This window comes from Exiguobacterium sp. SH31, assembly GCF_001816105.1.
Classification (GTDB): domain Bacteria; phylum Bacillota; class Bacilli; order Exiguobacteriales; family Exiguobacteriaceae; genus Exiguobacterium; species Exiguobacterium aurantiacum_A.
In genome coordinates, this window is sequence record NZ_LYTG01000041.1 from 17,787 (window position 1) to 38,914 (window position 21,128).

General features: G+C 53.6%; 24 protein-coding genes. 14 read left to right on the plus strand and 10 right to left on the minus strand.

What is annotated here, in order from left to right; translation table 11 throughout:
* On the minus strand, positions 1–1,296 hold the full coding sequence (locus A6395_RS06615; RefSeq protein WP_070328256.1) for an HD domain-containing protein: 1,296 nt from the start codon (positions 1,294–1,296) through the stop codon (positions 1–3).
* Positions 1,297–1,401: 105 nt separating this feature from the next.
* Between A6395_RS06615 and A6395_RS06620 the strand changes: the two genes are divergently transcribed.
* Both A6395_RS06620 and A6395_RS06625 read left to right on the plus strand, forming a co-directional pair.
* Positions 1,402–2,244, plus strand: coding sequence for a lipoate--protein ligase family protein (locus A6395_RS06620; protein WP_071398423.1), 843 nt, complete (start codon positions 1,402–1,404; stop codon positions 2,242–2,244).
* A gap of 7 nt (positions 2,245–2,251) precedes the next feature.
* Entirely contained in the window at positions 2,252–3,097 is an 846-nt protein-coding gene (locus tag A6395_RS06625; RefSeq protein ID WP_071398424.1) for a DegV family protein, read from the plus strand.
* 45 nt (positions 3,098–3,142) lie between these two features.
* Here the strand turns inward: A6395_RS06625 and A6395_RS06630 are convergent, their stop codons facing one another.
* The gene (locus A6395_RS06630) at positions 3,143–5,092 is read right to left on the minus strand and encodes a glycoside hydrolase family 3 protein (protein ID WP_071398425.1); all 1,950 of its coding nucleotides are present in this window, start codon (positions 5,090–5,092) and stop codon (positions 3,143–3,145) included.
* Positions 5,093–5,396: 304 nt separating this feature from the next.
* Between A6395_RS06630 and lipA the strand changes: the two genes are divergently transcribed.
* Both lipA and A6395_RS06640 read left to right on the plus strand, forming a co-directional pair.
* Complete coding sequence (lipA, locus tag A6395_RS06635) at positions 5,397–6,314, plus strand: lipoyl synthase (protein ID WP_084812988.1); 918 nt, start codon at positions 5,397–5,399, stop codon at positions 6,312–6,314.
* Positions 6,315–6,331: 17 nt separating this feature from the next.
* On the plus strand, positions 6,332–7,162 hold the full coding sequence (locus tag A6395_RS06640) for a lipoate--protein ligase family protein (RefSeq protein ID WP_071398427.1): 831 nt from the start codon (positions 6,332–6,334) through the stop codon (positions 7,160–7,162).
* A 50-nt stretch (positions 7,163–7,212) separates the two neighbouring features.
* On the opposite strand, the gene desA is transcribed toward A6395_RS06640, so the two are convergent.
* A complete protein-coding gene (gene desA, locus A6395_RS06645) occupies positions 7,213–8,229 on the minus strand; it encodes a Delta(5) desaturase DesA (protein WP_071398428.1) in 1,017 nt (338 codons plus the stop codon).
* Between the two features lie 297 nt (positions 8,230–8,526).
* Here desA and A6395_RS06650 point away from each other — a divergent pair, with 297 nt between their 5' ends.
* The gene (locus A6395_RS06650) at positions 8,527–8,982 is read left to right on the plus strand and encodes a VanZ family protein (RefSeq protein ID WP_071398429.1); all 456 of its coding nucleotides are present in this window, start codon (positions 8,527–8,529) and stop codon (positions 8,980–8,982) included.
* Positions 8,983–9,031: 49 nt separating this feature from the next.
* On the opposite strand, the gene amyS is transcribed toward A6395_RS06650, so the two are convergent.
* From amyS to A6395_RS06675, 5 genes are all read right to left on the minus strand, one after another.
* Positions 9,032–10,576, minus strand: a complete 1,545-nt coding sequence (amyS, locus tag A6395_RS06655; protein ID WP_071398430.1) for an alpha-amylase — start codon at positions 10,574–10,576, stop codon at positions 9,032–9,034.
* A gap of 171 nt (positions 10,577–10,747) precedes the next feature.
* Entirely contained in the window at positions 10,748–11,275 is a 528-nt protein-coding gene (locus tag A6395_RS06660; RefSeq protein WP_071398431.1) for a DUF2812 domain-containing protein, read from the minus strand.
* A complete protein-coding gene (locus A6395_RS06665; RefSeq protein WP_071398432.1) occupies positions 11,272–11,604 on the minus strand; it encodes a PadR family transcriptional regulator in 333 nt (110 codons plus the stop codon). The genes A6395_RS06660 and A6395_RS06665 overlap by 4 nt, the downstream gene beginning before the upstream one ends.
* Positions 11,605–11,720: 116 nt before the next feature.
* Complete coding sequence (locus A6395_RS06670) at positions 11,721–12,848, minus strand: YfbR-like 5'-deoxynucleotidase (RefSeq protein ID WP_071398433.1); 1,128 nt, start codon at positions 12,846–12,848, stop codon at positions 11,721–11,723.
* Positions 12,848–13,879: an ion channel gene (locus A6395_RS06675; RefSeq protein ID WP_071398460.1), complete on the minus strand. Its 1,032-nt coding sequence runs from the start codon at positions 13,877–13,879 to the stop codon at positions 12,848–12,850. The genes A6395_RS06670 and A6395_RS06675 overlap by 1 nt, the downstream gene beginning before the upstream one ends.
* 103 nt (positions 13,880–13,982) lie before the next feature.
* Between A6395_RS06675 and A6395_RS06680 the strand changes: the two genes are divergently transcribed.
* From A6395_RS06680 to A6395_RS06705, 6 genes are read left to right on the plus strand one after another with little or no spacing between them, the layout of a single operon-like run.
* Positions 13,983–14,441 (plus strand): hypothetical protein, encoded by a 459-nt coding sequence (locus tag A6395_RS06680; protein WP_016508356.1) that lies wholly within the window; start codon positions 13,983–13,985, stop codon positions 14,439–14,441.
* Positions 14,438–14,803 carry a hypothetical protein gene (locus tag A6395_RS06685; protein ID WP_070328267.1) on the plus strand — a complete coding sequence of 122 codons (366 nt, stop codon included), beginning with the start codon at positions 14,438–14,440 and terminating at the stop codon, positions 14,801–14,803. Before A6395_RS06680 ends, A6395_RS06685 begins: the two co-directional genes overlap by 4 nt.
* Complete coding sequence (locus tag A6395_RS06690) at positions 14,800–16,023, plus strand: glutathionylspermidine synthase family protein (protein WP_071398434.1); 1,224 nt, start codon at positions 14,800–14,802, stop codon at positions 16,021–16,023. Before A6395_RS06685 ends, A6395_RS06690 begins: the two co-directional genes overlap by 4 nt.
* A 3-nt stretch (positions 16,024–16,026) precedes the next feature.
* A complete protein-coding gene (locus A6395_RS06695) occupies positions 16,027–16,440 on the plus strand; it encodes a DUF350 domain-containing protein (protein ID WP_016508299.1) in 414 nt (137 codons plus the stop codon).
* Between the two features lie 60 nt (positions 16,441–16,500).
* Positions 16,501–17,010 carry a hypothetical protein gene (locus A6395_RS06700; protein WP_071398435.1) on the plus strand — a complete coding sequence of 170 codons (510 nt, stop codon included), beginning with the start codon at positions 16,501–16,503 and terminating at the stop codon, positions 17,008–17,010.
* A gap of 23 nt (positions 17,011–17,033) precedes the next feature.
* Positions 17,034–17,585 carry a hypothetical protein gene (locus tag A6395_RS06705; protein WP_071398436.1) on the plus strand — a complete coding sequence of 184 codons (552 nt, stop codon included), beginning with the start codon at positions 17,034–17,036 and terminating at the stop codon, positions 17,583–17,585.
* 60 nt (positions 17,586–17,645) lie between these two features.
* Here A6395_RS06705 and A6395_RS06710 read toward each other — a convergent pair whose 3' ends face one another.
* Positions 17,646–18,746 carry a globin domain-containing protein gene (locus tag A6395_RS06710; protein ID WP_071398437.1) on the minus strand — a complete coding sequence of 367 codons (1,101 nt, stop codon included), beginning with the start codon at positions 18,744–18,746 and terminating at the stop codon, positions 17,646–17,648.
* Positions 18,747–18,936: 190 nt separating this feature from the next.
* On the opposite strand from A6395_RS06710, the gene A6395_RS06715 reads away from it, so the two are divergent.
* Positions 18,937–19,377 carry an RrF2 family transcriptional regulator gene (locus A6395_RS06715; RefSeq protein WP_071398438.1) on the plus strand — a complete coding sequence of 147 codons (441 nt, stop codon included), beginning with the start codon at positions 18,937–18,939 and terminating at the stop codon, positions 19,375–19,377.
* A gap of 22 nt (positions 19,378–19,399) precedes the next feature.
* Here the strand turns inward: A6395_RS06715 and A6395_RS06720 are convergent, their stop codons facing one another.
* The gene (locus A6395_RS06720) at positions 19,400–20,332 is read right to left on the minus strand and encodes a ring-cleaving dioxygenase (RefSeq protein WP_071398439.1); all 933 of its coding nucleotides are present in this window, start codon (positions 20,330–20,332) and stop codon (positions 19,400–19,402) included.
* Positions 20,333–20,450: 118 nt separating this feature from the next.
* Between A6395_RS06720 and A6395_RS06725 the strand changes: the two genes are divergently transcribed.
* Positions 20,451–20,660: a helix-turn-helix transcriptional regulator gene (locus tag A6395_RS06725; RefSeq protein WP_071398440.1), complete on the plus strand. Its 210-nt coding sequence runs from the start codon at positions 20,451–20,453 to the stop codon at positions 20,658–20,660.
* On the plus strand, positions 20,657–21,121 hold the full coding sequence (locus A6395_RS06730) for a hypothetical protein (RefSeq protein ID WP_071398441.1): 465 nt from the start codon (positions 20,657–20,659) through the stop codon (positions 21,119–21,121). The genes A6395_RS06725 and A6395_RS06730 overlap by 4 nt, the downstream gene beginning before the upstream one ends.
* Positions 21,122–21,128: the final 7 nt, after the last annotated feature.

The window sequence follows — 21,128 nt, forward strand, 5'->3', positions numbered from 1 at the left end:
TCAATCGCCGCGTAACGTTGACAACATCCATGATTTTTCTGAAGCGTGGTCTTTCAAGTTCAACAGCACGTCCTCAGGGTAATAAATTTTCTCGTCCGACTGTCGCGAATTCAAAATCGATTGGACGAGCATCGACACCTCTGAAATCTCGCGACGGTCGCCGTCGTTCATCTGCAGGTAAATCCCTTCGTACGTGCCGTGCCCTTTATATAGATCATATGGCAGCTGGCTGAGCTGGTCCTCGAGCAAATAATAGCGCGTCGGCAACCCGATCGCTTCCATCGTCGACCGTAACCGGTCCATATAGCGGACACGGTTCGCTTCTGGGAAGTTTTTATACTTTAACAGGCGACGATTGACGAAACGGCTCGCCAGATCAGCCAAAATCGGGTCTGCCTCGTCCATCCATTCTTGGAAATAGAAGTAGACGATCGTCTCGTCAAGCTTCAAATAGTGTTCGAGCGTCATCTCGTCATGGTTGAAGATCGGCAAGAAATGCTTCGGTGTCATCTCAAACACATAGCCCGATTCATGCAGTTCTTGGGCCCGCTCGAGCACGGCTTTTAATAGCAAGTCACTCGAACGCGTCGCCGGATGCAGATAGACTTGCCAATACATTTGATAGCGCCGCATGATATAGTCTTCAATCGTATGCATCCCCGATTGTTTGACGACGATTTGATCTTCGTCCGGCCGCAACACGCGCAACATCCGCTCGAGGTCGAACTTTCCGTAACTGACGCCGGCGAAATGGGCATCGCGAAGTAAATAGTCCATCCGGTCGACGTCGAGCTGTGAGCTGAGCATGTTGACGATGAGCCGGTTCGGGTGCGTCTTGTTGATGATGGCCGCGACTTCTTCCGGGAACCCGACACCCATCTCGGAGAGGACTTTATTCACTTCCGTGTTCCCTAAGATGATCCGTTCCGTCCAGATTTCATGGCGGACCGAGAAGACGTGCTCGAACGCGTGCGAGAACGGGCCGTGCCCGACGTCATGCAACAGTGCCGCCGCGAGCAACAGCTCCCGGTCACGATCGTCCCATTCCGGATAGTCGCGGAACTGGTCGATCAACTGCCGGGCAATCTCATAGACGCCGAGCGAGTGGTGGAATCGGGTGTGTTCAGCCCCGTGGAATGTCAAAAACGACGTCCCGAGCTGCTTGATCCGACGTAACCGTTGAAACTCTTTCGTGTTGATCAACTCCCAAATGAGATGATCGTAGACGTATATATAGCGATGGACCGGGTCTTTAAACACTTTTGACCCAGATAGCTGACCTCTTGATGTGTACATGTTTCTGCCCCCTGCGTTTTATATTGTACTGATTCGACTTCTTCCGAGTCGTTCCCTCCATGCTATAATGAGGAAGATATTATTTTTTGAAAAGGAATTATGTATATGATCCATCCACTTTTACGACAACCGACCTACCGCCTGATCGACCAATCATCGCTCGGTGCGGCGTTTCAAGCCGAGCAATCGTTCGCGACGGACGATACGCTGTGCGCGTCGACGAAACACCAAGGCGCCGTCTTGCGGGCCTGGGTCCATCTGAACACAGTCGTGCTCGGGATTCAAGACGCGCGGCTGCCTCATCTGCGCGATGGCATCCGATTGCTGCACGAACACGGCTATCGCCCCGTCGTCCGTAACTCGGGAGGACTTGCGGTCGTCCTCGACGAAGATGTATTGAACCTATCTCTTATTCTACCCGAGAATGACGGCATTCAAATCGATAGCGGCTATGAGGCGATGACGTCGCTCATTCAAAATATGTTCAAAGACGTGACGGACAAAATCGTGCCTGGCGAGATCGTCGGTTCGTACTGCCCGGGTAGCTTCGATCTATCGATTGACGGTAAAAAGTTCGCCGGCATCTCGCAGCGACGTGTCCGTGGCGGTGTCGCCGTCCAAATTTATTTGAGCGTCCGCAAAAGCGGCAGCGCTCGTGCCGCCCTCATCCGTGACTTTTACGACCGTGCCATCCAAGGCGAAGCGACACGATTCACGTACCCGGCGATCATCCCGGAGACGATGGCGTCGCTCGAAGACTTGCTTCACATCCCGCTCACCGTCGAGGATGTGCTCCGCCGTGCCTATGACGTGCTCGGGGAGACGAGCCGACTCGTCCCGGCAACACTCGACACAGACGAACAAGCGACGCTCATCGTTCAGCTTGATCGCATGTGGCAGCGAAACGAACCGATCCGTGACATTGAACACCAACTACTAGAGGAGTGATCCAACCATGTTCAAAATCATAACCGATACCGGTGCTGATTTGACGCAAGACCAGATCGTCGAATACGGCCTCGAGATGTTACCGCTCGGGGTCATCATCGACAACGAAGAGTTTTTAGACGGAGAGACGATTCAGCCGAAAGAAGTATATGACGCGATGCGTGTCGGCAAGACGCCGAAGACGTTCCAAATCGAGGCGGCCCGGATTGAACACTGTTTCCGCCAACATCTCGAGTCTGAGATCCCGTTCCTTTACCTCGCCTTCTCGGGCGAACTGTCCGGTACATATCAAACGGCCGTCATGGTCGGGAACTTGCTTAAAGAAGAATACCCGAACAGCACGTTCCATATTCTCGACACGCGGACCGCGTCGGTCGGACAAGGATTGTTCGTCCGAACGGTCGCCGAATACGGCCAAGACCACTCGTACGAGGAGACGATCGCCTACGCCGAGTCGCTTGTCGGGAAGATCCGCCACTTGTTCACCGTCGAATCGCTCGAGTACTTGATGCGCGGTGGCCGCGTCTCGAGAGCGAGCGCGTTCATCGGGGACTTGTTGACGATTTTACCGCTGCTCACTGTCCGAGATGGTAAGCTCGTCCCGATCGAGAAGATTCGCGGCCATAAAAAAATGATGCGGCGCATCGTCGAGTGGATGACCGAGTCGAAACCGCTCATCGAAGGACATCACATCTTTATCGGTCACGGGGACGACCCGGCCAAAGCCGATCAACTGGAAGCACTACTGCTTGAACAGATGAATCCGGCCAGCGTGACGAAGACAATCGTCGGTTCAGCGATTGGCGCGCACACAGGTCCTGGACTCCTTGTCGTCAGTTACTTCGAGGCGTAAACCAAAACTAAAAGCAGCGAGCACCCTCAAGGGCGCTCGCTGTTCTCATTTATTCCAGTTCTTGAAGCCGTCACCGAATTCGAGGTGGAGTTCGTCACCGAACATACCGTTCTCAAACGTCGGGACGTCGACCGGGAGCTTGCCTCCTGGTTTGACTTCACCGAAAATGGCGCGAATGCCAGCCGGAAGGTTTGGTCCAGCCGACTTGCCGTTACCTGCTTCAGAGTCCGGTCCGTTCGGGTCACCTTTGAAGCCATAGATGAGCAGCTGGGCCGGCGCATCCGGTTGGACAGCCACATCGTACGGGTTACGAAGGCTGAGCAACACCGATTTCTTGCCCGTCTCGTTGGCATAGCGGAACACTTCTGCCGGTACGTAATTGTCCGCTGACGTCGCTTTCAGCTTGGCGCTGTTGTTCACGTTCGAGCCGACGATGATATAGTCGGCCGCATCGAGCTTCTCTTTAAGGGCCGGATTTTGATCCAAGTGTTTCGTTGACGCCGTATAGTTCGCCGTGATGACGTTCACTTGTTTCATGTTGCCCGCGTTCTTTTTAAGCGATTTGATCGTCTTGACCATGCTGTCGGTCTGGTCTTTCGCTGGCGAGATGACGAGCACCGTGTCACCTTTTTTCGGTTTGAACGGGAGCGTCTTGTCGTCGTTCTTCACGAGCGTGACGGCTGCTTCGGCGATTTCACGCTCTTTCGCCTTATGCTCGGCACTGCCGACGACCGTGTTCGCTTCCGCAAGTTTCGCCTCGAGGGTCGTCGTATCCACTGACTCGCTCCAAATCCCGCGTTCCGCTTTCAGTTTCAAGATCCGTTCGACCGCTTCATCGATCTTCGCTTCTGGCAAACGACCGCTCTCGACAGCCGCCATGACGTCTTCAAAGATCGTCTCAAGTTTTACGACGTCTGCGTTCGACCGTAAAATCGTCGGCATGAGGGCGATATCGACGCCCGCTTCAAACGTCTTGATGACCGCCTCGGCTTCGGTGAAGTTGTCCGCGATCGCCTGCATGTTCAAAGCGTCTGTGATGACGATGCCGTCATAGCCCATCTCGTCACGCAAGACGCCGGTGATGACGTCGTCAGAGAGCGTCGCCGGGAGCGGGAACGTGCCGCGCGGAGAGTTGACGACCTCGTCCTCGATTTGTGGCATCCCGATGTGGGCCGTCATGATCATATCGATGCCTTCCGTGATGGCCCGTTTGAACGGCAACAGCTCGAGGCCGCGCAAGTCTTCGAGTGACTTATCGACGATCGGTAAGCCGTAGTGCGAGTCGACCGCCGTGTCGCCGTGCCCCGGGAAATGTTTCGCCGTCGCGGCAACGCCTTGGTCTTGAATCCCTTGCGTCATCGCTGAGCCGAGTTCGCCGACGAGCTCAGGGTCACTCGAGAACGAGCGCACCCCGATGACCGGGTTGGCCGGATTGTTGTTGACGTCTAAGACCGGACCGAAGTTGACGTTCACCCCGAGCGCGTTCAGCTCTGACCCGATGATGTTCCCCGCATCATACGCATATTGGCTGCTCCGCGTCGCCCCGAGCGCCATGTTCCCCGGTAAGTTCGTGCCGGTCCCGAGCCGGGTCACGATCCCGCCTTCTTGGTCGATTGTGATGAAGAGCGGGACGTCGTTGCTGTCGTCTTGCTTGACGACTTCTTGCAGGTCGTGAACGAGTTTCGTCGTCTGTTCGGTCTCGGTCACGTTTTCCGCGAACAAGATGACACCTCCGAGGTCGAACCGGTCGATGACCCGCGCCACATCTGGCGCGAGTGCCGTATGGTTCGCCCCGTTCCAAAGTCGGAAGTCTGGCATGATCATCTGTCCGAGTTTCTGTTCGAGCGTCATCGCCTCGAGTTGCGCGTTCACCCGTGCTTCAATCGATTGTGCCGGCGTCTCCTCTGCCACGACGGCGTTTGCCATCGGGACGGACGAGACGAGTAACGCTGTCGTCAATCCGAGTGTTGCTGTCCAGTTCAGTACTTTGTTCATGTTTTCACTCCTTTTTGAAAGTTCCCCCGACCACAAACAAAAAGGCATGGAGGAATAAGCGTTGCCTCACCAACGCTCGTTCACCCCATGCCTGATCGAATCAGTTACATATGGTCATTATTCAGGTGGTCAACGTCAGTATAGCAATTCAAAAAATGGGAAACAATGACTTTAATGAAAGCGTAACCATTTTGAAACATATGACCTGTCTTGCAACACGTTCCACCTGTATTGGCAAAGCCAATAATTTGAGTGGTTCGATTCGCACCTGTTTTTTGGTAAACTCATTTCGATAGGGGTTGACATGATAAAGGGGGAATCCGAAATGGCAAGAGGGGAACTGAAACGAAAGCCGGAATGGCTGAAGATCAAGTTGAATACGAATGAGACGTATACCGGCCTTAAAAAGATGATGCGAGAGAAGAATTTGAACACGGTGTGCGAGGAAGCGAAATGTCCGAACATCCATGAATGTTGGGCTGTCCGCCGCACGGCGACGTTCATGATCCTCGGGAGCATCTGTACACGGGCGTGCCGCTTCTGCGCGGTCACGACCGGTAAACCGAACGAACTCGACTGGGAAGAGCCGAAGCGCGTCGCCGAGTCGGTTCGGCTCATGAACTTGAAACACGTCGTCATCACCGCCGTCGCCCGCGACGACTTGAACGATTATGGGGCGACCGTGTTCGCCGAGACGGTCCGTGCCGTGCGCGCGTTGAACCCGGAAACATCGATTGAAGTATTGCCGTCCGACATGATGGGCGACTTCTCGGCGCTTCAGACGTTGATCGACGCGGGGCCGGACATTATGAACCATAACTTGGAGACGGTGCGCCGCTTGACGCCGCGCGTCCGGGCCAAAGCGACGTACGACCGCACGCTCGAATTTTTAAAACGTTCCAAAGAACTGAATCCGGACATCCCGACGAAGTCGTCGATCATGCTCGGCCTTGGCGAGACACGAGAAGAAGTCATCCAAGCGATGGATGATCTACGCGCCCATGACGTCGATATATTGACGCTCGGTCAATATTTACAGCCGACAAAAAAACACCTCGACGTCGAACGCTACTATCACCCGGACGAGTTTGCCGAGTTGAAAGAGATCGCGTTGTCAAAAGGCTTCTCACATTGCGAGGCCGGACCGCTCGTCCGCTCGTCGTATCACGCCGACGAACAAGTCCATAAGGCACGTCGCCATACGATGTTGCCCATCGATTGAGAGAAAGAAGAGACACGATGACTGATACAACATGGCACATTTTAACGACACAATCACTCGCTCCGGCTGAAAACATGGCGATCGATGAAGCGGTCTCAGGCTGGGTCGCCCGCGGCGAGCTGAAGCCGACGCTCCGCTTCTATTCATGGGCCCCGCACGCGATCAGTGTCGGGCGCTTCCAACGGGCGACACGTGACCTGGACCGTGAGGCGCTCGCAGCGAACGGCATCCCCGTCGTCCGCCGCTTGACCGGGGGCCGGGCCGTCTTACACGCCGACGAATTGACGTATAGCGTCATCTTGCCCGAAACGACGCCGACACTCCCGACAAACGTCATCGAGAGCTATCGCCTGTTGACCGAAGGCGTCAGGCGCGGCTACCGAGCGCTCGGTGTCCCGGCCGAATTCTCGGTACCGTTGACCGAAGAAGACCGCGAAGTATTGCGGAAACCGAAGTCGGCCGTCTGTTTCGACGCCGCTTCTTACTACGAACTCGCCGTCGACGGCCGTAAAGTGGCTGGTAGTGCTCAAGTCCGGCACCAAGGGGCGGTCTTGCAGCACGGGTCGATCCCGCTATCGATCGACGACGACGTCCTGTTCGATTGCTTTAAGATGGAGGCGGACGAGAAAGCACAAGCGAAAGCACGGTTCAGCAGCAAAGCGGTCGCCTTGAACGAGACGCTCGGCCGCTTCGTGACGTTCGACGAAGTCGCTGCGGCGTTTGAGGACGGGTTCCGCGACGCGTTTCAACTGACGTTCGAGCCGCTCGTGTTCACGTCAGAACAGCAAGATGAGATTGCTCGCTTAGTTGAAAAGTATGAGAGTGACGACTGGGTCTGGAAACGCTGAGATGCATGAACCGAAAAATGTCCTGCTGAAACGATTCAGCAGGACATTTTTTATAAAGTTGTCTTCGGGTCGCGCAACAGATGCTTAATGTCGCGGAACGTGACGAACGTCATATTTTTCGCATCGTACAATTTGTAACGAAGCGATTTTAAACTAGAGAACAATCCGATCGTCGTCGCTTTTTGCAACGGCGGCGTCGCCGTATGCGCTTTTTCGAGGTTATAGTTCGGCACGCGCGGGCTCAAGTGGTGGACGTGGTGGAAGCCGATATTGCCTGTCACCCACTGCAACACTTTCGGCAACTCGTAATATGAACTGCCTTCGATCGCCGCTTTGACGTAATCCCATTCGCTCTCATCTTCGAAATACGAGTCTTCGAACGTATGTTGGACGTAAAACAGCCAAATCCCAAGGACACCGGCCGTGAACATCGTCGTCCCTTGAACGATTAAGAACGCCTGCCAGCCGACCAAATAAATCATCAGACTATACAGCACAACGAGCGAGAGGTTGATGACATACGTGTTCGTCCGCTCTTTTTTGCGGGCGTCCTTGCGGTTGAACCGGCTCGTGACGAGAATCAAGAACAGCGGTCCGAGACCGAACATGACGAGCGGGTTGCGATAGAGACGATACTGCAGACGCGTCCATTTCGAGGCCTCGACATATTCCTCGATCGTCATGACCCAAATGTCACCGACACCGCGCTTATCGAGGTTACCGCTCGACGCGTGATGGATCGAATGCTCCCGTTTCCACTTCTCGTACGGGAACAGCGTCAACACACCCATGATCGTGCCGACGACGGCGTTCGCTTTCTTGTTTTTGAAGAACGAACCGTGCGTGCAATCGTGGAAGATGATAAACATGCGGACGACAAACCCGGCCGCGATGACGGCGAGCGGAATCGTCAGCCATACCGACACTTGAAGTGCTTGGTACGCGAGGAACCAGGCGACGAGGAACGGCAGGATCGTGTTGATCATCTGCCGGACACTGACTTTGACGTCTGCCTTTTCAAAAGGCGAGACGTGTTTACGTAGCTGGGCGATCTTTTCTTTACTCATATGTGAGCCTCCTTGAATTCGACAGCGTTCACGACGCGTCTAAAGTGATGATATGAAATGAAACCGACAACCGACGTTCGTGAAGGTGAATTCATAGTATCCGTATGGTCATCTTCCCCACCTAAACTAATACCAGGTAATTATACCATGTATTATCTTAAAAGAGTGTTAGATTTTAGAAACAGATTGATTGAACGTGCAAATCATTGAGTGAGCACGACCGGAATAACCGATTTACTTGTATTGTATAATGTACGTTGCACAAAAGATGAATTCAGAAAGAGTTGATTTTAAGACATGAAAAAAATGATCAAACTGAGCTTCATCCTGTATCTGATTGGACTGTTCGTCCTGATGTTCAGCGGGGGGCGCGGCCAACTTTTTACTAACTTATCGTTAGTCGAATACATTCAGGCCTCCTCGAATCTTGTCCCGTTTGAAACGATTCGCCTTTATATCCAATCGATCAAGGACGGAAGCTTGAATGTGGACATCCCAATCAAAAATTTAGGTGGTAACGTATTGCTATTCTTACCGATGGGAATCTATGTGCCGCTGTTTATAAAATCGGTGAATCGAATCGGTAAGTTCGTCGGATTCATGACGGTGCTATTATTCACCCTTGAAGTCATCCAGCTCGTCACTCGACGCGGCAGTTTTGACATCGATGATTTCATGTTGAATCTGATTGGTGCCTTGATCGGATACGGGATGTGGAATACGAAGCTCGTGCAACGTCTGCTACAAACGTGAAATAGAGGGACATCATCCGATATGGATGGTGTCCCTCTGTTCGAAGTCATTATTGTTGGGTGTAAATCGACACCGAACCCCCGTTGACGAAGAACTGACCCCAGCCGTCGCTATTGATTGTGACGAGACGGGTGTTGTTGTTCGTCATATCTTTCCACACTTCACCGGCGTTCTGCTTGCCGACGTACATCCATTTCGATCCGCCCGGTCCGTCAGACAAAATCGTCGCGAGACCTGACTTGGCCCGGTCACTCACGCCTTCACGTGTCCAACCGATGACGTCTTGATGATCGAGATAGTCGTGCTGTGTCCCGTAGGCGAAGTCTTTACGTGCTTTCATGATCGGTTGGAGCGAGGCCGACATGTTCGGGATCTCCCGGTTCGTCGTCCCTTTCGTCCCGTAGTAGTCTCCGTAGAAGAGCGTCGGATAGCCTTGGCTGCGCGTCATGATCGTCGCATAGGCGAGCGGTTTGAACCAGTTGGCGACCGTCGACTCGAGCGACTGCCCTGGTTGTGAGTCATGGTTGTCGACGATTGTCACGGCGAGCGTCGGATGCTGCTCGGTGACAGTGCCTTTCAAAATGTTGCGCATGTCATAGAAGCCGCCGCCATTGCCGGCCGCTTGGAAGTTATAGTGGAGCGGTACATCGAAGACAGAGTGCGTGTAACCGGTCTTCGCGAGATAGTCGTTGATGGCGCCGAGGTCGTTCTTCCAATATTCGGCGACCGTGAACATCTCTTTGCCGGTCGTCTGCCGGACGCTCGTCACCCATTCACGCAAATACGCGTGACTGATATGCTTGACCGCGTCCAAGCGGAACCCGTCGAGTCCGAGTGAGTCGGCGTACCACTTGCCCCAGTTCTTCATCTCTTGGCGGACTTCCGGGTGCTCGAAGTCGACGTCGGCATACATGAGATAGTCGTAGTTGCCGTTTTCGTTCGAGACGTCCGTGTCCCACGCCTTGCCCGTACTCTTGAACTTGTAGATTCGGCTCAAGCTGCGTGACTGATCCCAGTCGGTCCCGTCAAAGTGATACCAGCGCCACTTGAACGGCGAGTATGTATTGTTGCGGCCCGCGAAGTTGAAGCCGGTCCAGGCCGAGATGCCGTATTCCCCTGACGTCTCTTGGTTCCGGTTCGACGGGTTCACCTCGATCGCTTGGACAGACTCGGTATAGTCGGCACCACCCTTATGGTTCATGACGACATCGCCGTAGACACCGATACCTTTACCACGCAAGTTCGAGATCGCCGATTGGAGCTGCGCTTTCGTACCGTACTTCGTCCGGACGGTCCCTTTTTGGTTGAACTCACCGAGGTCATACAAGTCATACGCCCCATAACCGACATCGTTTTGCGACGTCCCTTTATACGCCGGCGGGATCCATACCGTCGTCACTCCGATGTCCTTCAGGTTCTGGGAGTCGTTCGATAATCGATTCCAATGTAAGCCGTCGTTAGGAACGTACCATTCAAAATACTGCATCATCGTACCGTTTTGAGGCGTCGCTGCTTGTGCGACCGGTTGCCCGGCTAGCAGTGCAACAGCCGTGACGCCAGCGATGACCGCAAACCCTTGTCGTCTCTTCATCATGCGTTTTCCTCCTATCAAATTAGATGCAAGCGCTTTCATAAAATATCATGCCCGATTCCACTTTAGTTGAACAGAGGATTTCCGAAAAACAGTTCTATGCACCTAACTATTTTTTGTTCGAATAGTTCAGTTGACCAAAACAAAAACGGATGGCTTGTGCCATCCGCCTAGTCATCCTTTACGATCGAGCCGTTTCCGCTTCACGAGATAGCCTAAATACGGGAGACCTGTGAAGACAAGTCCGATCGTGACGAGCAACTGGACCATGATCAATCCCGTCTCGACGAGTCCCGACCAATCCAGTTCAAGCAACATAAACAGGCCAATCCATAAGATGAGCAGTACCAACGCGACTTTCCCCATCTGCCCTTCGACTTGAGCGTATTTCTCGTGTGTCGTCTCACGATCCGAGTAAATCGGTCGCGCGTCCGGACTCCCTTTGAACACGTGAATCTCGTCCCCGCTCGACGTGACGTGTTCCCAGCCGCTCGCGCGGAACAGCTCGAAATAATCCTCGTCCGGTCGTTTACGATAATCGAGACTATACTGGACGTCCGCCGGTTCCCTTTCGACGAGCGTATAGCCGAGCGGTGCAAACTTCTCTAAATGCCAGCCCTGCGCGGCCATCCGTCCCAACTTCTCCATCTCACGTTCTTCAGCGAACGCGAGGCCCCAACTCGCCATATATTTTCGGTTCATCTGTGGCCCTCCCCTTCCATAATGAAACGTGCGTCGTCGACCATCGCTTGGCGCCGTTTCACGTCTTCGTGTAACAACGCGCGCCCGATGTCTGTGATGATGTAACTCTTCTTCTTCCCGTCCCCGTCGAGCGGCTCGATCAGCGACGCGTTCACGAGTTTTTTGATGATCGTGTACATCGACGCCGGACCGATCTGCACCCGCCCGTTCGTCAACTCTTCGACGAACTGCATGATCAAATACCCATGTCTTGGCTCGGTCAGCGCGAGCAAGATGTAAAATGTGCTGTCGGTCAACTCCCCGAGCCCAATCGTATCGTTCCGTGGCATCGTCTCGCCTCCTCTATCATTCATTGATATACTTCTTACTCCTAATATATATCGTTAAATGATATATGTCAATGAATGATATAAAAAAAGCCGCAGACAGGTCGTCTGCGACTCGTTTAACTCGTGACATAATCGAGATCGTGCAAAATGTAGGCGAGGAAGAAAATCATACTCGGATTCTCATAGCGCGACTGGACTTTTCGGAGTTGTTCCCGGTACGTGACTTCGTACTCGGCCCCGTTCATCTTCCGCTCCATGTTCATCTTGATCAACGCGTCGAGCTTGTCCATCATATCGACGAGCGACCCTTCGTACGTCGCATCTTTCGAATCGGCCATATAGCGCCGGAACGCCGGTTGCATGTATTCCGGGAGGAGCGACAATAACGCCTCGCTCTCGGCCCGTTCATACGCCTCGAACGCAGCACCTGTCTCGGCCGTCGAGTGCTTCACCGGACCGAGCACGTCCCCGGTCACGCCTTCGACGAGGTCGTGACAGAGCAAGCGCGCAGTCAGTTCGGCGACGTCGACCTCGACCCCGTACTTCTCACGCTCGAGCAAGCCGCTGAACAGACCGAGCGCCGCCGCCCGGAAACCGTGGATGGCGTCGTTGTCGTCAATCGTGTTGAAACGGCCTTTCCAGCGCCGGACGCTATCCATCCGCATGACGTTCTCGATGAACGTCGCGACGTCCGTCTCCATTTCGACTTGCTCATAGAGCCAGCGGACTGACTCGAGCGGATGGTTGCGGAGCATCGCTTTCATCTCTTTGAGCTTCTCGACGAAGTGTGGCGATCCGTGTGCGACTTCACGCCGCACGAACAGCATCGCATCGAACGAATCGATCCCGTCGACAATCCGTCCTTCGAACGAATCGTCCTCCGCTTCGACGAGAAAACGATAAAAGTGCGGCCGGAGCGACTGTGACAACAAGTCGACCAACCCGAGGCTCGCCGTCCGCTCCATCCGTTCGATATGTTCTTTGAGCGTCGGCTCTTTTTTCGTCCGGTGCATGATCGGGCCGGTCTGCACCTCGTTCATATCGTGGAACAACGCCTTGCCGAGCACATCGAGCAAGTTGACGTCCCGTCCGTTGTTCTCTTCATAATAGGCCGCGATCAAACTGAACACGGCGACGCGGAAACTATGGCTCGCGGCGTTGTCGTGATAGTGCGGCGCGTATTCATCCCACCGCTGCACGTTTTGCATACGTGTCATCTTGCGGATAAACGTTCCGTTATGCATCAAATTCCTCCTTGCTTTAGACGTTCCCACGCATCGTCATGACAGACGATGTAGAGTGTGTCGTTCGGCTCAAGCGTTGTATCGAGCGCCGTCGCGAAATCGAGACGGTCGTTGACGGCAATTAACGTGACGCCCTGGTGCAACAAGTTTTCAACAGCGTCCCGTACCGTCGCCCACTCGGGTTTCGGCGCGAGCGCTTGAATGTTGCCACCGGACTGCTTGCTGAGCAGTTGCCGAAAAATCGATGTCGTGCCCGGCTGTAACGTCGCTTTCGCCATGAGGAGCGATACCGAATCGTTCGCCAATATAAAGTCGTCGATGCGCACGTGTTTGAACTTTGAGATGTTCCGCTCTTCGCATACTTCGACGACCGTATGTAGGTCAACATTTCGTTCCGACGACAGCGCCTCGACGGCTGACGCGATCAATAGCGATTTCCCGTCGGCGAGCAACGTCTCGCTGATCTGCGCATCCGCGAAGATGGCGACCCGACGCGCTTTCAAAATGTTCGCCTGCAGGAGCACCGCCTCATCGGACGGGTCACCGTGGACAAAATGGACGTTGTCATGATCGTACGGTTCTTCTTTCAATTGATCGATCAAGACGATCTCCGCCTTCGGCTCATAGCTGAGCACCTCGTCGATCGCTTTCTTCGTCTTCGGCGACCAACCGATATAGACGTAATGCCCTTCTCCTCGATACACTAGCTTTCCCTCCCGTTTTAAACGTTGAAACGTCGCACCGACCTCAACGAGTTTTCCGATCAAAGCCCCGATAATCCCGATCCCGAACAGGAACAAGAAAATGCCTAGCCAACGCCCGGCAACAGTTGACGGGAAGAAATCACCGTAACCGACCGTCGTCAGCGTCGTCATCGTCCACCAGAACGAATCGAACATCGACGGGAACGTCTCCGGCTCGAGCCAGTAACCGAGGACGGTACCGGTCAAAATAATGACGAGTGATGCCAACACGACGTTCAGAAACGATAATTTCGATAACCCGCGCCACACTCGAAAAAAGATATGCACTGAAATCACTCCCTTTCTCCTATATACTAGAGACAACTCAATTGATTTACGAAACCAGTTTGCGTTCGGTTCCGTATAGAAAGAAAAAAGAAAGGACTGACTTATGGACTCCATCGTTTTAGAATACCGACTCTATAAAAATGAGATCTCGTTCGAGCCACTCTACCATTATACATCGCTCGGGCTTGATGAAGTACTCGCTAGACGCGAATGCGAATTTTTCGTCAAAGACGGCATGACGTACAAACAACGCTCGTCCGCGCTCGAAGGCGACCAATATTTCTTGATTTATGTCGACCGGTACACGGAAGGACCTGTTGATAAGAAAGCAACTGACGACATCAAAGTCGAGATTCGTACGCTCGACGACCGGTTCGACAACCCGCTGCTCGAAGCGTACTTCGTCGACCGTCACCTTGACGCGCTCGCCATGCTCGGCAGCGAGTATTTATACGTCGCTGGAAACGAATATGCGCGCGACTCGGCCGAGACGGACGAGGACCGTGGCGTCTACGTCATCTATGTCACCCCGACTGGCTATACACTGGAGGAAACAACATGAAAACAAGCAAGAAGATTTTAAGCGGTCTCTCGGCCGCCGTCTTGACAGCGTCACTCGCGGCGTGCGGTACGGACGAAACGCAACAAGCGACGTTACCGGAAGAGCCAACCGGCTATGAGTGTGACGACTGGGAATGGGACGATGAAACGGAATCATATTACTGCGACGACAGACGGTCCCCGCACTTCGGGAGCTTCTTCTTACTCGGCAGTCTGTTCAATTCAAAAAGTTCGCTAAAAAACTCGTCCGCTTATAAAAACTACCGCTCGAACGGTGGCGCGAGCAGCATCACACCGAACCGATCGAATTCAGGATCAAACTCAGGACTCGGCAGCGGCTCAAAAGGCGGATTCGGGGGATGAATCGGCACGACTTGTTTGGCCAAATCCCTTACTTTTGGCCCGACTTGAACGACGAAGAATATGCACTCTACGATTGCCTCGTCTACACGCAAGACGAGGTCGATCGCATCCGGGAAGCGACGCGCGCCGTCGATGCCATCTTCCGGAAAGCCAATCGATTGTTGCGGACGCTCCCAGATGAGACGCTCCGTCTGCTCGGTTATCCGGAGGCGAGCTTGCCGTTCTTGCGTGACAAAGCGCTCCCGCAAGAGACGATCATCGGCCGTTATGACTGGATCGTCAAAGACGGTGTGATCAAACTGATGGAGTTCAACGCCGACACGCCGACGTTCATCAAAGAACTGTTCGATGTGAACCGGTATGTGACGACCGAGTTCGGGCTGAACAACCCGAACGCGGGCGCGACAGCCGAGCTGAAGACCGAACTCCGTAAAGCCGTCATCGCGGCGTGGCAACGATTAAATCGCGACGGGACACCAAAAATTGTCTTCACGTCACACGACGACAACATCGAGGACAAATGGACGACCCGCTTCCTCCAAGAGACGCTCGACTTGCCGTCAGAATTCGTCCCGCTCTACCGGTTGCTCGTCGACGTGGACGGCGTCTATACCCCGTCGGGCGAACGGGTCGACGTCTTGTACCGCCAGACGTATCCGATCGAGCACTTGGTCGACGACCGGGCGCCGAACGGCGACTTGATCGGCATCCGGCTGCTCGAGTTGAATCAAGCGAAGCACGTGTCGCTCCTCAACCCGTTGTCCGCATTTCTCATGCAGTCCAAAGGCGTCCAAGCGCTCATTTGGGAACTGTATGAGACGGATACATATTTTGACACAGCGGAGCGCCAGGTCATCCGGACTCACTTGTTACCGACTTATCTCGAGGCGGACCCATTTTTAGGCCAGAGCGCTTACGTGCAAAAACCGGCCTTCGGACGTGAAGGCGACTCGGTCATTTTGTATGCCGAAGACGGCGTCCCGTTCCATAAAGAAGTACTGCAGACATATGCCGAAGAGACCGCGGTGTATCAACAATTCAACGAGCTGCCGACACGAACGACGAACACGGTCAACGGTCCGCTTGCGACGCACTACATGATCGGCTGCTTTTGTCTGAACGGCCACCCGTCGGCGCTCGGCGCCCGGGCCGGAAGCATGATCACGAACAACCAGTCCTACTACCTAGCCATCGGCACACCAACTCACGAAGGAGATTAACACATGACATTTATCACGCTCGATTCAATCTTGAGCTTCCTGGCTCACCTCGGTACCGGGTTCGGACTTATTTTAGCAGGACTCGTCGTGTTCGCCCTGACGACAAAATATTCGGAACGCAAACTCATCAAAGCTGGCAACGTCGCCGTCGCTCTCAAACTTTGGGGCAAAGCGCTCGGCCTCGCCATCGTCATCTACACAGTTTGGGCGAACAGCGTCAACCTACTCGACGCCTTCATCTGGGGACTCGTCGGGATCCTCGCCCAAGTGCTCGCTTTTTGGACGTTTGAGTACGTGCTCACGCCTGGCGTAAACTTGGAGAAAGAAGTCGAAAACGGCAACCTCGCCGTCGGCGTCAGCCTATTCTCGGCCTCGCTCGTCGTCGGCATCATCGTCGCCGCGAGTTTGACGTACTAAACAAACAGCCCATGCGCTCAGGTAGAGGCATGGGCTGTTTCAATAGAAAGGAAGAGGTAAATGTTCAAACGAAAACTAATTTGGCCTTTAGTTGCTTTTATAGCAATCGTCGTCTTGTTACAGAACGGACGCACCTTTTACGAAAACCGAAAACTTGATCGCTATTTGACGGAATATGACTTCCACGCCTATACATACGATCAAATTGATGAATCGACCCTCGCCCTATTCACAAATGAGGACGAGACATTGCTTGGACTCGCCGAAATGAACGACGACGACTACGCTTTCGAAACCGTAGACAGCATCGACATGCCTCCGTTCGACTACGTTCATCTCCATGATGAAACCACTCACTATTTTGGTGTGCGTCTCAATCATAATCCTCAAAAAGTGGCTTCTCTCCGAATCATCGGAGAGCTGATGCAAGAACAACACGTCCTCAACCGCCCTGAAGAGGATGCTTTTTCTGAATACCATATCTTGAAATTGCATAACGCCCCTCAAGAAAACTGGACCCTTCAAACGTTAGACCAAAATAATCAAGTACTTGACTCCATCGACTTATGAAAAACTGAACAAGGAGGGGCAAGATGTCAAAACGTGGATTCGCGTTATTCCTTACAGGTATGATCATCATCATCGCCATTTCAGTTGCGGCCAGTGTCCAATATTATAACGGGGAACAACGAAAGCAAGCCTCTGAACAGGCGCAGCAAGAACTGAACGAAAAGTTAACGGCTCAAGGCTGGTACGCTTATGAGTACCATAAACTAGAGGGGTCCACCGTTGTGCTCTTCACGAACTCAGACGATACGATTCTCGGTCTCGGGATCATGAAAACAAATGGGGACTTTAGCGCGTCGCCATGGGATATCATCGAAGAAAAGCCATTCGACTCGATTCATTTCGGGAATGCGACAGGTGAATACATCGGGATTCGCTTCAACGAAAAACCGGAAGATGTGGCTTACGTGCGACTAAGCGGTTCGGATTGGAGCGAGACATACACCGTGAACGACCCTCGAGACGAAGGATACGTCATGTCTTACTTGATCACGCTCGATGAATCACAACGGGGTAGATTCGAGACACTTGAGACGCTTGACGGCGACAGAAATGTGATGCACGCGGAAGAATTATAAAACCGCAAACCGATGACCGGTTCGCGGTGGTGTGGCGACTGCTTTCGCGGTCGTCTTTTCTTATGCTTTGGCGAGGACGGCCGATGGACCGAAGAACTCGTAACGCGCTTGGGGAATCGTTTGGACGACCGTCTCCATCATCGCGGTCGGGCCGCATGTGTAGACGTCGCGACCCTCGACATCGAGTGCTTCTACCTGTTTCGCGCTCATGCAGCCTGACACCTCGTCGATGTGTGTGATGAGCTTTAGTCCCTCGTTCACGAGTTCATCGAGCTCTTCACCGAGTGGACGGAGGTTCGTGCTGCGGACGGCGTGTAATAGTGTGACCGAGCGGCCTTGACGGAGCGCTGTCTTCGCCATATTGAACAGCGGTGTGATACCGATCCCGCCAGCGACGAGCGTGAGCGGACGGTCCGTGTCTTCCATCGTGAACTCGCCTGCTGGCGCGCTCATCGGAATCTCTGTGCCGACTGTTTGCTCGTGAAGCCAGTTCGAGACGAGCCCTTCCGCTTTCGGCGCGATCCAATAACCGTCTTCTGTCGTCTCGACGACGCTGTATTGACGGTGGTGTAGAATGTCTTCCCCGACGATGCGGGCTTGGACTGAGATGTACTGGCCTGGAATAGCCATGCCGAAGACACCGTCGTTCGCGACAAGACGGAACCGTTTCACTTCCGGCGTGTCTTCGATGACTTCAGCGACCGTGAACGGCTTGAAACCGATCCATGGTGCATCGGCGTACATTTGTTTCTCGAGTGAGATAAAGACATCGGCGATGACACCGTACGCTTTTGCCCAAGCTTCGATGATCTCAGGCGTCGCCGCTTCACCGAGAACGTCTTGAATTGCGCCGAGCAAGTTAGCGCCGACGATCGGATAATGTTCCGGGCGGATGTTCAAGCTTTTATGTTTATGAAGCGCCGGTTGGATCGCCGGTAAGATCGCTTCGAGACGGTCGATATGGACGGCGGCCGCGTAGACGGCGTTGGCGAGCGCTTCTGGCTGGCGGCCGCGTTGTTGGTTCGTATGGTTGAAGAACTGACGAACTTCTGGATTGTTTGCGAACATGCGCTTATAGAAATGACTCGTGATGGCGACACCGTGGTCTTTCAAGACCGGTGCCGTCGCTTTGACAATTTCAATCGTTTGTTGATCTAACATAAATATTTCCCCCTTTTTGAAAGTACACATACATTATGTGAGTTTCGTCACGGTAAAAGCAATATATAAAATACTTGTTTAAAACGAAGTTCAACTTTTAGCCTTGATTCCGCCACGCTTTTTTCACATCTTCCATCGTCGCGCTTTCAAGAAATGTCTTGTACAATGGACAAATAAGAGGTGAACGATCATGCGGCTCACGCAAACGTGCGACTACGCACTCCGAACATTAATGTACAGCGCCACGTTCTCCCATCGTCTCGTGACGATCCAAGAAGTGGCTGACCAATACCAGATCTCAAAGAACCACGTCATGAAAGTCGTCTATGAGCTCGGGAAGCACGGCTATCTCGAATCGGTACGAGGTCGCGGCGGCGGTTTCCGGCTCGCCCGCCCCATGGAAGACATCAACGTCGGCGACGTCGTCCGGACGATGGAACCGTTCGAGCTCGTCGAATGCTTCGGCGAAGGCCGCTGTGTCATCGCACCGGCTTGTGACCTGCGGAGCGTCTTGAACGAGGCGATGCTCGCTTTCCTGCACGTGCTCGACCGTTACACGATCGCCGACCTGATGGCGAACCGAACGAATGATCTGGCCATGCTTTTAGGCGTACAAAACTCGACGGACTAAACTAGTCTGTCGAGTTTTGTTGTTAAATCGGCTTCAGTTTTCCCTCGATCTCCGCTCGGCGTGGCTCTAAGAAAGGCGGCAACGCCAACCGTTCCCCGAGCGTTTCGACGGGCTCATCGGTCGCAAATCCGGGTCCATCGGTCGCGAGCTCGACTAAGATTCCGCTCGGCTCACGGAAGTAAATCGACTTGAAATAATAGCGATCGATCAGTCCAGAGTGGCTAATGCCGAACGCATCAAGTCGCTCGACCCAACGCCCCATCTCGCCATCGTCCTCGACGCGAATCGCGACGTGGTGGACGCTGCCCCGTCCTGGCCGTTCCGACGGTAGATCGGGACGACCGACGAGATGAATCTCCGTCGCCACACCTCCATCGCCCGTCTCAAAGACACGCACTGCTTGACCGTCACGTTCGAACTCGGTCGAGAAGCGATAGCCGAGCACTTCTGTCAACACCCGTTCCGTCTTCTCTGGCCGCCGAACCGTCCATTCGCTAAATCCGAGACCGAAGACGGCAGCGTCAACAGGGACTGGTCCCTGTCTCCATGGCGTACCCGTACCACCTTCCACGAGACAGAGCCGTTGCCCCTCCTCATCCTCAAAGTAGAGCGTCGGTCGTCCGAGCACGTCCGTCACTTCGTCATGCAGCACACCGAACGCAGCAAACCGCTCTAGCCAGTACGGCAATGCTTTTTCTGGCACGCGGAGCGCCGTCCGCGAGATGCTGCTGCTTCCTCGATACGTCTGCCCGAGAAACGGCAGCTCAAAAAATGTCAAATCCGTCCCCGCCGCGCCCGTCTCGTCCGCATAAAATAAATGATACATCGACGGATCATCTTGGTTGACCGTCTTTTTAACGAGCCGCATCCCGAGAACTTCCGTGTAGAATCGTAAGTTTTTCTTGGCATCCCCCGTCATCGCCGAGACATGATGCTGTCCTGAAATCGCTTTCATCGACCTCTCCCCTTCCACATTTGGTTCTATTGTACCACCCGCAAATAAGTAAAGTCAGCTTTACATTAAGTAAAGTTTACTTTACACTATAACTAGAAACAAGAAATGAGGTGGCACCATGCCATTAGTCAATCGCGTCAAGGAGTTACGGGCCCGGCATCAATTGACTCAAGGCGACCTTGCGGCCAAGGTCGGTGTGACGAGACAGACGATCATCTCGCTCGAGAAAGGGAGCTACACCCCGTCGCTCCTGCTGGCGATGCAAATCGCCCACGTATTCGAGGAACCGGTCGAATCAATTTTTACGATTGAGGAGGAAACAATTTGAAACATGTCGTCATTCAGTCCATCTCCAGCATCATCCTGTACATCTTGATGGCATTTCTATTCAGCTCGTTCGTGTCCGATGTGACCACGGTGATTGAAACCGAGCGATTCGAAATCGAATTTAACATGGTGCCGCTGTTGTTGCTCGTCGGCTTCTTCATTGTCTGGAGCGTCTATTCGTTCAACACCCGACCGAATCGCGATATGAGTTTTTGGAAATGGTCGGTCCGGATGACCGAGTTCAGTGACGTCGATGAACGCGAACAAGTGATCACGGCGAAAGCGACGAAAGCGGCCTACGTCTCGTTCGGGATATCGGTGCCGCTGCTCATGTCGTCGTTCATGTTTTACCCGCTGTTCGAAGACGCGTTCCCGACCTACCCGATCTACGCACTCGCCTCGACACTCATCATCTCGACGCTCGTTTATATGACGACTTGGATTCGGGCCTACACTCATTAAGGAATTC

Bases quoted from the DNA above. Each gene is read 5' to 3' on its own strand.
- A6395_RS06615 (WP_070328256.1), bottom strand. From the start codon at position 1,296: ATGTACACATCAAGAGGTCAGCTATCTGGGTCAAAAGTGTTTAAAGAC.
- A6395_RS06620 (WP_071398423.1), top strand. From the start codon at position 1,402: ATGATCCATCCACTTTTACGACAACCGACCTACCGCCTGATCGACCAA.
- A6395_RS06625 (WP_071398424.1), top strand. From the start codon at position 2,252: ATGTTCAAAATCATAACCGATACCGGTGCTGATTTGACGCAAGACCAG.
- A6395_RS06630 (WP_071398425.1), bottom strand. From the start codon at position 5,092: ATGAACAAAGTACTGAACTGGACAGCAACACTCGGATTGACGACAGCG.
- lipA (WP_084812988.1), top strand. From the start codon at position 5,397: ATGATAAAGGGGGAATCCGAAATGGCAAGAGGGGAACTGAAACGAAAG.
- A6395_RS06640 (WP_071398427.1), top strand. From the start codon at position 6,332: ATGACTGATACAACATGGCACATTTTAACGACACAATCACTCGCTCCG.
- desA (WP_071398428.1), bottom strand. From the start codon at position 8,229: ATGAGTAAAGAAAAGATCGCCCAGCTACGTAAACACGTCTCGCCTTTT.
- A6395_RS06650 (WP_071398429.1), top strand. From the start codon at position 8,527: ATGAAAAAAATGATCAAACTGAGCTTCATCCTGTATCTGATTGGACTG.
- amyS (WP_071398430.1), bottom strand. From the start codon at position 10,576: ATGATGAAGAGACGACAAGGGTTTGCGGTCATCGCTGGCGTCACGGCT.
- A6395_RS06660 (WP_071398431.1), bottom strand. From the start codon at position 11,275: ATGAACCGAAAATATATGGCGAGTTGGGGCCTCGCGTTCGCTGAAGAA.
- A6395_RS06665 (WP_071398432.1), bottom strand. From the start codon at position 11,604: ATGCCACGGAACGATACGATTGGGCTCGGGGAGTTGACCGACAGCACA.
- A6395_RS06670 (WP_071398433.1), bottom strand. From the start codon at position 12,848: ATGCATAACGGAACGTTTATCCGCAAGATGACACGTATGCAAAACGTG.
- A6395_RS06680 (WP_016508356.1), top strand. From the start codon at position 13,983: ATGGACTCCATCGTTTTAGAATACCGACTCTATAAAAATGAGATCTCG.
- A6395_RS06685 (WP_070328267.1), top strand. From the start codon at position 14,438: ATGAAAACAAGCAAGAAGATTTTAAGCGGTCTCTCGGCCGCCGTCTTG.
- A6395_RS06690 (WP_071398434.1), top strand. From the start codon at position 14,800: ATGAATCGGCACGACTTGTTTGGCCAAATCCCTTACTTTTGGCCCGAC.
- A6395_RS06695 (WP_016508299.1), top strand. From the start codon at position 16,027: ATGACATTTATCACGCTCGATTCAATCTTGAGCTTCCTGGCTCACCTC.
- A6395_RS06700 (WP_071398435.1), top strand. From the start codon at position 16,501: ATGTTCAAACGAAAACTAATTTGGCCTTTAGTTGCTTTTATAGCAATC.
- A6395_RS06705 (WP_071398436.1), top strand. From the start codon at position 17,034: ATGTCAAAACGTGGATTCGCGTTATTCCTTACAGGTATGATCATCATC.
- A6395_RS06710 (WP_071398437.1), bottom strand. From the start codon at position 18,746: ATGTTAGATCAACAAACGATTGAAATTGTCAAAGCGACGGCACCGGTC.
- A6395_RS06715 (WP_071398438.1), top strand. From the start codon at position 18,937: ATGCGGCTCACGCAAACGTGCGACTACGCACTCCGAACATTAATGTAC.
- A6395_RS06720 (WP_071398439.1), bottom strand. From the start codon at position 20,332: ATGAAAGCGATTTCAGGACAGCATCATGTCTCGGCGATGACGGGGGAT.
- A6395_RS06725 (WP_071398440.1), top strand. From the start codon at position 20,451: ATGCCATTAGTCAATCGCGTCAAGGAGTTACGGGCCCGGCATCAATTG.